This is a genomic window from Flavobacterium sp. (genome assembly GCF_049318185.1).
Lineage (GTDB): Bacteria > Bacteroidota > Bacteroidia > Flavobacteriales > Flavobacteriaceae > Flavobacterium.
Genome location: NZ_JBMOGV010000089.1, coordinates 1 through 9,401, shown reverse-complemented (window position 1 = coordinate 9,401; position 9,401 = coordinate 1). Strand labels below are relative to the sequence as shown.

Annotated in this window: 5 protein-coding genes; all 5 read left to right on the top strand. The window is 36.2% G+C overall.

The genetic code is table 11. From position 1 onward, the window contains the following. Window positions 1-68: 68 nt before the first annotated feature. Window positions 69-758, top strand: a complete 690-nt coding sequence (gene rplA, locus ACOYLT_RS08600; RefSeq protein WP_409822311.1) for a 50S ribosomal protein L1 — start codon at window positions 69-71, stop codon at window positions 756-758. Window positions 759-781: 23 nt separating this feature from the next. Beyond that, window positions 782-1,282, top strand: a complete 501-nt coding sequence (gene rplJ / locus ACOYLT_RS08595) for a 50S ribosomal protein L10 (RefSeq protein WP_422853448.1) — start codon at window positions 782-784, stop codon at window positions 1,280-1,282. A gap of 53 nt (window positions 1,283-1,335) precedes the next feature. After that, window positions 1,336-1,710 carry a 50S ribosomal protein L7/L12 gene (gene rplL, locus ACOYLT_RS08590; RefSeq protein ID WP_264522320.1) on the top strand — a complete coding sequence of 125 codons (375 nt, stop codon included), beginning with the start codon at window positions 1,336-1,338 and terminating at the stop codon, window positions 1,708-1,710. A gap of 266 nt (window positions 1,711-1,976) precedes the next feature. Next, entirely contained in the window at window positions 1,977-5,789 is a 3,813-nt protein-coding gene (gene rpoB / locus ACOYLT_RS08585) for a DNA-directed RNA polymerase subunit beta (RefSeq protein WP_422853447.1), read from the top strand. 107 nt (window positions 5,790-5,896) lie between these two features. Continuing rightward, a partial coding sequence (gene rpoC, locus ACOYLT_RS08580) for a DNA-directed RNA polymerase subunit beta' (protein WP_422853446.1) occupies window positions 5,897-9,401 on the top strand: 3,505 nt, incomplete at its 3' end.

Sequence of the window (9,401 nt, the reverse complement as noted above, 5' to 3'; positions counted from 1 at the left end):
TTGCTGGAACAGCTAGATCTATGGGTATAACTGTAACTGGAGATTCTCCTCTAAAACAAGGGTAAGAAATGGCAAAATTGACAAAGAAACAAAAAGAAGCTGCTTCAAAAATTGAGAAAAACAAATTATATTCTTTAAAAGACGCTTCGTCTTTATTGAAAGTTGTTGCTTCTGCAAAATTTGATGAATCAGTTGACATTGCTGTTCGTTTAGGAGTTGATCCAAGAAAAGCAAATCAAATGGTAAGAGGTGTTGTAACCCTTCCTCATGGTACTGGAAAAGATACTAAGGTATTAGCTTTAGTAACTCCAGATAAAGAAGCAGAAGCGAAAGCGGCTGGTGCTGATTATGTAGGATTGGACGATTACCTTCAGAAAATTAAAGATGGTTGGACGGATGTTGATGTGATCATCACGATGCCAGCTATCATGGGTAAATTAGGCCCTTTAGGACGTGTATTAGGTCCAAGAGGTTTAATGCCAAACCCTAAAACTGGAACAGTAACTATGGAGATAGGAAAAGCTGTTGCTGAGGTAAAAGCGGGTAAAATCGACTTTAAAGTGGATAAAACTGGAATCGTACATGCAGGTATCGGAAGAATTTCTTTCGAGTCAGATAAGATTGTAGACAACGCTCATGAAATTATTCAAACATTACTTAAATTAAAACCAACTGCTGCAAAAGGTACTTACATCAAGTCTATTCACTTGTCAAGTACAATGAGCCCTGCTATTGCTTTAGATCCTAAAGCAGTATAATTGGTAGTTAAACAAATTTTATTATGACAAGAGAAGAAAAATCAATCGCGATAGAAGATTTAACTGCAAAGTTGGCAGAAAGTAATGTAGTATATATTGCTGATACTTCTGGATTAGATGCTGAAACAACTTCAAGTTTAAGAAGAGCTTGTTTCAAAGCTGGAATTAAATTAGAAGTAGTAAAAAACACTTTGCTTGAAAAAGCAATGGAAGCTTCCGCTAATGAGTATGGCGATTTAGCTTCTGTATTAAAAGGAAATTCTTCCATTTTTATTGCAGACATCGCTAATGCACCAGCAAAAATCATTAAAGATTTCAGAAAAAAATCAGACAAACCTTCTTTTAAAGGAGCTTATATCAACGGTGAAATCTACATCGGGGATACTCTTTTAGACAGTTTGGCTTCATTGAAATCAAAAGAAGAAGTTATTGGAGAAATCATTGGATTACTTCAATCGCCTGCTAAACGTGTTATTGCTGCATTGTTAAACAATGCTAAGCAAAAAGGCGAAGCCGCAGAATAATTAGAGCAGACTAAAAAAATAATAATTAAAGAACATTTTAAACGATAGAAAAAATGGCAGATTTGAAACAATTCGCAGAACAATTAGTTAACTTAACAGTAAAAGAAGTTAACGATTTAGCTACAATATTAAAAGATGAGTATGGTATCGAACCAGCTGCTGCAGCAGTAGTAGTTGCTGCTGGTGGTGCTGGTGGAGGTGAAGCTGCTGAAGAGCAAACAGAATTCACAGTAGTACTTAAAGAAGCTGGTGCTTCTAAATTAGCAGTTGTAAAAGCTGTTAAAGAATTAACAGGTCTTGGTTTGAAAGAAGCTAAAGATTTAGTTGATGGTGCACCATCTAATATCAAAGAAGGAGTTACTAAAGCAGAAGCAGAAGGTTTGAAAAAATCTTTAGAAGAAGCTGGAGCTGTTGTTGAATTAAAATAATTCAACTTCGGTTTTAGAACTAGGTTTAGGTCTTGAGTTTAAGCACTCAGAGACCTAAACCATTTTTCGTATAATAAAATTAAACACTATTTTATTATCAAATAAGTTTTAAATACGCAAATACTTTTAATCCATACGAAGAAAAAAATAGACTAATTTCCTGGTCTGTTTTTAAAGATGTATTGATTATTTAAAAAGGAAAAGTATAGATTAAACAGTGTTTTTACACAAAAATTACTTTTTTTAAATCAAAATTTTGTCCATTGATGATAACAAATCAGACTGAAAGATTGAATTTTGCCTCTACTAAAAACATACCTCAGTATCCCGATTTTCTGGATGTTCAGGTTAAATCTTTTAAAGATTTCTTCCAATTGGAAACGAAATCAGACGAAAGAGGCAACGAAGGATTGTACAACACCTTCATGGAAAACTTTCCAATAACTGATACAAGAAATCAATTTGTATTGGAATTTCTAGATTATTTTGTTGACCCACCACGTTACACTATACAAGAGTGTATTGAAAGAGGTTTAACCTATAGTGTGCCTTTAAAGGCAAGACTAAAACTTTATTGTACAGATCCGGAGCACGAGGATTTTGAAACCATAGTACAAGATGTTTATCTTGGTACAATTCCATATATGACACCAAGTGGTACTTTTGTTATCAATGGTGCTGAACGTGTGGTAGTTTCACAATTACACCGTTCGCCAGGTGTTTTCTTTGGTCAGTCTTTCCATGCCAATGGTACTAAGTTATACTCTGCTAGAGTTATTCCTTTCAAAGGTTCATGGATTGAATTTGCTACCGATATCAATAGTGTAATGTATGCTTATATCGATAGAAAGAAAAAATTACCTGTTACTACTCTTTTCCGTGCTATCGGATTTGAAAGAGATAAGGACATTCTTGAAATATTTGACCTTGCTGAAGAAATTAAAGTTTCTAAAACAGGTCTTAAAAAATATGTTGGAAGACGACTTGCTGCAAGAGTATTAAATACTTGGCATGAAGATTTCGTTGATGAAGATACTGGTGAAGTAGTTTCTATCGAACGTAATGAAATCATCCTTGATAGAGATACTATTATCGATAAAGATAATGTGGAGGAAATCATTGATTCTAACGTTAAGTCTATTTTGTTACACAAAGAAGACGCTAATCAAGGTGATTATGCCATCATTCATAATACGTTACAAAAAGACCCAACTAATTCTGAAAAAGAAGCCGTTGAGCATATTTACAGACAATTGCGTAATGCAGAACCGCCTGATGAAGAAACTGCTCGTGGTATTATAGATAAATTATTTTTCTCAGACCAACGATACAACTTAGGTGAAGTAGGTCGCTATAGAATGAATAAAAAACTTGGTTTAGATATCCCAACGGAAAAGCAAGTCTTGACCAAAGAAGATATCATTACCATAGTAAAATATTTGATTGAATTAATCAACTCCAAAGCAGAAATTGATGATATTGATCACTTATCAAACCGTCGTGTACGAACTGTTGGAGAACAATTATCACAACAATTTGGCGTAGGTTTAGCTCGTATGGCTAGAACCATTCGTGAGAGAATGAACGTTAGAGATAACGAGGTGTTTACACCAATTGATTTGATTAATGCTAAAACATTATCATCGGTTATTAACTCTTTCTTTGGAACTAATCAGTTGTCTCAATTTATGGACCAAACGAATCCATTAGCCGAGATTACACACAAAAGAAGATTATCAGCCCTAGGACCAGGTGGACTTTCAAGAGAGAGAGCTGGTTTTGAGGTGCGTGACGTTCACTATACTCACTACGGAAGACTTTGTCCGATTGAAACCCCTGAGGGACCAAACATTGGTTTGATTTCTTCACTTGGAGTTTATGCCAAAGTAAATGGTATGGGATTCATTGAAACTCCTTATCGTAAAGTAACCAATGGTGTAGTAGATTTAACATCAACACCTATTTACTTGAGTGCTGAGGAAGAAGAAGGTAAAATGATTGCGCAAGCCAACATTGAAATGGATGGCAAAGGAAAAATTACTGCGGATAAAGTTATTGCCCGTGAAGAAGGTGATTTCCCAGTAGTTGACCCAGGACAAGTGCATTACACTGACGTTGCACCTAACCAAATTGCTTCTATTTCAGCTTCGTTAATTCCATTCTTGGAACATGATGATGCGAATAGAGCGTTGATGGGATCTAACATGATGCGTCAGGCTGTACCCTTGTTACGACCTGAAGCACCTATAGTTGGAACTGGTTTAGAGCGTCAAGTGGCTTCAGATTCAAGAGTGTTAATCAATGCAGAAGGAAACGGTACCGTAGAGTACGTTGATGCCAATATGATTACGATTAAATACGACAGAACAGAAGCCGAAAGAATGGTGAGTTTTGAATCCGATGATAAATCGTATAACTTGATTAAATTCAGAAAAACGAATCAAAGTACTTCTATCAACTTGAAACCAATCGTAAGAAAAGGAGACAGAGTGAAATTAGGACAAGTACTTTGTGAAGGATATGCTACTCAAAACGGAGAGTTAGCTTTAGGTAGAAACCTAAAAGTGGCTTTTATGCCATGGAAAGGTTATAATTTCGAGGATGCGATTGTAATTTCTGAAAAAGTAGTACGTGATGATATTTTCACATCTATCCATGTTGATGATTATTCATTAGAAGTTAGAGATACTAAATTAGGTAACGAAGAGTTGACTAATGATATTCCTAACGTATCGGAAGAAGCTACTAAAGATTTGGATGAAAATGGAATGATTAGAATTGGAGCCGAGGTTAAACCTGGTGATATTCTAATTGGAAAAATTACACCAAAAGGAGAATCAGATCCTACTCCAGAAGAGAAGTTGTTAAGAGCTATCTTCGGGGATAAAGCAGGAGATGTAAAAGATGCTTCATTGAAAGCTTCCCCTTCTTTGCATGGTGTGGTTTTAGATAAAAAATTATTCGCAAGAGCGGTAAAAGATAAAAAGAAGCGTACTAAAGACAAAGACGATTTGACTTCTTTGGAAATGGAATTCGAAACGAAATTTGTTGAATTAAAAGACAAATTAGTAGAGAAATTGTTCACTATAGTAAACGGAAAAACATCTCAAGGAGTAATGAATGATTTGGGTGAAGAAGTTTTACCAAAAGGTAAAAAATATACTCAAAAAATGTTACATGCGGTTGAAGATTTCGCACACTTAACCAAAGGCCAATGGGTGGGAGACGATGCCACTAATAGTCTTGTTAATGACTTAATTCACAATTATAAAATCAAATTAAATGATTTACAAGGTGCGTTAAGAAGAGAGAAATTCACCATCACCGTTGGAGATGAATTACCTGCTGGAATTTTAAAATTAGCAAAAGTATATATTGCTAAGAAACGTAAATTGAAAGTGGGTGATAAAATGGCTGGACGTCACGGAAACAAAGGTATTGTGGCTCGTATTGTTCGTCATGAAGACATGCCATTCCTAGAAGATGGAACTCCGGTAGATATCGTATTGAATCCACTTGGTGTACCTTCTCGTATGAACATCGGTCAGATTTATGAAACTGTTTTAGGTTGGGCTGGACAAAAGTTAGGAAGAACCTATGCGACTCCAATTTTTGACGGTGCTACTATAGAGCAAATCAACGCATTAACAGACGAAGCGGGTATTCCACAATTCGGTCATACGTATTTGTATGATGGAGGCACTGGAGAACGTTTCCATCAAGCAGCAACTGTTGGAGTTATCTATATGTTGAAATTGGGACATATGGTTGATGATAAGATGCACGCACGTTCTATAGGACCATACTCTCTTATAACACAACAACCATTGGGTGGTAAAGCACAATTTGGAGGTCAACGTTTTGGAGAAATGGAGGTTTGGGCACTTGAAGCTTATGGAGCATCGAGTACGCTAAGAGAAATCTTGACTGTTAAATCAGATGACGTAATTGGTAGAGCCAAAACTTACGAAGCAATCGTTAAGGGAGAAACTATGCCAGAGCCAGGATTACCAGAATCATTCAATGTATTGATGCATGAATTGAAAGGTCTTGGATTAGATATCAGATTAGAAGAATAAAATCAGTTAGCTGTTATCGGTTATTTGTTATCGGTTAAAAACTGATAACGGAAAACCGATAACGGACAACAAAAAATACAATTTCAATAATATCAATAGTAAAAACTATGATGAATAATAGAAATAATAATAGAGATCCTAAAAATACTATCAAGAGATTCGACAGAATATCAATTGGTTTAGCTTCTCCAGAAACTATCTTGGCAGAGTCAAGAGGTGAGGTTCTGAAACCAGAAACAATCAATTATAGAACACACAAACCAGAGCGTGATGGTCTTTTTTGCGAGCGAATTTTCGGTCCCGTAAAAGATTTTGAATGTGCTTGTGGAAAATACAAAAGAATCCGTTATAAAGGAATCGTATGTGACCGTTGTGGTGTTGAAGTTACTGAGAAAAAAGTACGTAGGGATAGAGTAGGTCACATCAACCTTGTTGTGCCTATAGCTCACATTTGGTACTTCCGTTCTTTGCCAAACAAAATTGGTTATATCCTTGGATTACCCTCTAAGAAATTAGATATGATTATTTACTACGAAAGATATGTAGTAATCCAAGCAGGTATTGCTGTGAATGCAGAAGGTGAGTCATTACAAAGATTAGATTTTTTAACAGAAGAAGAATATTTAAATATTTTAGATACACTTCCTGCGGAAAATCAATATTTAGATGATAATGATCCCAATAAATTTGTTGCCAAAATGGGTGCTGAATGTATCATGGATTTATTAGCACGTACAGATTTAAATGCATTGTCTTATGAATTGCGTCACGCTGCCAATAATGAAACTTCTAAACAAAGAAAAACAGAAGCATTAAAAAGATTACAAGTGGTTGAATCTTTCCGTGACTCTAATAAAAATAGAGAGAATCGTCCGGAATGGATGGTCCTTAAAGTAATACCAGTTATACCACCAGAATTGCGTCCTTTAGTGCCACTTGATGGTGGTCGTTTCGCGACTTCGGATTTGAATGACTTGTATAGAAGAGTTATTATTAGAAACAACCGTTTGAAAAGATTGATGGAGATTAAAGCTCCAGAAGTAATCTTAAGAAACGAAAAACGTATGTTACAAGAATCTGTAGATTCCTTATTTGATAACACTCGTAAAGCTTCTGCTGTTAAAACAGAATCAAACAGACCCTTAAAATCACTTTCAGATTCCTTGAAAGGAAAACAAGGACGTTTCCGTCAAAACTTATTAGGAAAACGTGTGGATTATTCGGCTCGTTCGGTAATTGTTGTTGGGCCAGAAATGAAATTGTTTGAATGTGGTTTGCCAAAAGATATGGCTGCTGAATTGTACAAACCATTCGTAATTCGTAAATTAATCGAAAGAGGAATTGTTAAGACCGTTAAGTCAGCTAAGAAAATCATTGACAAAAAAGAGCCAGTTGTTTGGGATATCCTAGAAAATGTAATCAAAGGTCACCCAGTATTACTTAACCGTGCTCCTACATTGCACCGACTAGGTATTCAAGCTTTCCAACCCAAACTAATTGAAGGAAAAGCAATACAGTTGCACCCATTAGTATGTACGGCTTTTAACGCGGATTTTGATGGTGACCAAATGGCAGTTCACTTGCCGCTTGGACCCGAAGCCATCTTAGAAGCACAATTATTAATGCTGGCTTCTCACAATATTTTGAACCCTGCGAATGGCGCCCCGATTACAGTTCCTTCTCAAGACATGGTATTGGGTCTGTATTATATGACCAAAGAAAGATTGACAACTCCAGAAATGAAAATTTTAGGAGAAGGGTTAACCTTCTATTCGGCTGAAGAATGTAATATTGCTTTAAACGAAGGTAGAGTAGAGTTGAATGCACGTGTGAAAGTACGTGCTAAAGATTTTAATGAAAATGGTGAATTAGTATACAAAGTTATCCAAACAACTGCAGGAAGAGTACTTTTTAATGAAGTAGTTCCACCAGCGGCTGGATATATCAATGAAGTATTGACTAAAAAATCGTTACGTGATATTATTGGAAAAATCCTTGCAGTAACCGATGTTCCTACTACGGCAGCTTTCCTTGATAACATGAAAGATATGGGCTATAAATTCGCTTTCAAAGGTGGATTGTCCTTTTCATTAGGTGATATTAGAATTCCAGAACAAAAAACTAAATTGATTGCTGATGCAAGAGAGCAAGTTGAGGGTATTTCTGTGAACTATAACATGGGTCTTATTACCAATAACGAACGTTATAACCAAGTTATTGATATTTGGACTTCTGCCAATGCTCAATTGACCGAATTGGCTATGAAAAATATCCGTGAAGACCAACAAGGTTTCAACTCAGTATATATGATGCTTGATTCTGGAGCAAGGGGTTCTAAAGAACAAATTCGTCAGTTAACTGGTATGCGTGGTTTGATGGCTAAGCCAAAAAAATCAACTGCAGGTGGTGGTGAAATTATTGAAAATCCAATTCTTTCTAACTTTAAAGAAGGTCTTTCAATCCTTGAGTACTTTATTTCTACTCACGGTGCGCGTAAAGGTCTTGCAGATACCGCTTTGAAAACGGCGGATGCGGGGTACTTAACCCGAAGATTACATGACGTTTCACAAGACGTGATTGTAAACTCTGTAGATTGTGGTACGTTAAGAGGAATTGAAGTTTCTGCTTTGAAGAAAAATGAAGAAATCGTTGAAACATTAGGGGAAAGAATTTTGGGGCGTGTTGCTCTACAAGATGTAATTAACCCAATGAACAATGAAGTTCTAGTTCATTCTGGAGAACAAATTACGGAAGCTTTTGTTAAAGCTATTGAGGAATCTCCTTTGGAAAAAGTGGAAGTGCGTTCTCCTTTAACCTGTGAGGCCAAAAAAGGAATTTGTGCTAAATGTTACGGAAGAAACTTAGCTACAGGAAAAATGACTCAAAGAGGTGAAGCTGTCGGAGTAATCGCAGCACAGTCAATTGGAGAGCCAGGTACTCAGTTAACCCTTCGTACTTTCCACGTAGGTGGAGTTGCGGGTGGCGTTTCAGAGGAATCTACTATTGTAGCAAGATTTGGAGGAAAACTTGAAATCGAAGATTTAAAAACAGTTGTTGGAGAGGATGGAGATGGCCACAAAGTGGATATCGTTGTTTCTCGTTCAACGGAGTTAAAATTAGTAGATGTTAAAACAGGTATCTTGTTAAGTACTCATAATATTCCTTACGGTTCTGTCATCAGTGTAAAAGATGGCGATGTGGTTGAAAAAGGAGCTGTTATTTGTAAATGGGATCCTTATAATGGAGTTATCGTTTCTGAATTTACTGGGAAAATTGCTTACGAAGATTTAGAACAAGGACAATCGTTCCAAGTAGAAATTGATGAGCAAACAGGTTTCCAAGAAAAAGTAATTTCTGAAGGAAGAAATAAAAAATTAATCCCAACCTTATTGGTTTATGGTAAAGACGGAGAATTAATTCGTTCTTATAACTTACCAGTTGGAGCTCACTTGATGGTAGAAGATGGAGAGAAAATCAAAGCAGGTAAAATCCTTGTTAAGATTCCACGTCGTTCCTCTAAAGCAGGAGATATCACTGGAGGTTTACCAAGAATTACCGAGTTGTTAGAAGCTCGTAATCCTTCCAACCCAGCGGTAGTTTCAGAGATTGATG

What these genes read in the sequence shown, in the direction of transcription:
- rplA (WP_409822311.1), top strand. Translation starts at nt 69, where the DNA reads ATGGCAAAATTGACAAAGAAACAAAAAGAAGCTGCTTCAAAAATTGAG.
- rplJ (WP_422853448.1), top strand. Translation starts at nt 782, where the DNA reads ATGACAAGAGAAGAAAAATCAATCGCGATAGAAGATTTAACTGCAAAG.
- rplL (WP_264522320.1), top strand. Translation starts at nt 1,336, where the DNA reads ATGGCAGATTTGAAACAATTCGCAGAACAATTAGTTAACTTAACAGTA.
- rpoB (WP_422853447.1), top strand. Translation starts at nt 1,977, where the DNA reads ATGATAACAAATCAGACTGAAAGATTGAATTTTGCCTCTACTAAAAAC.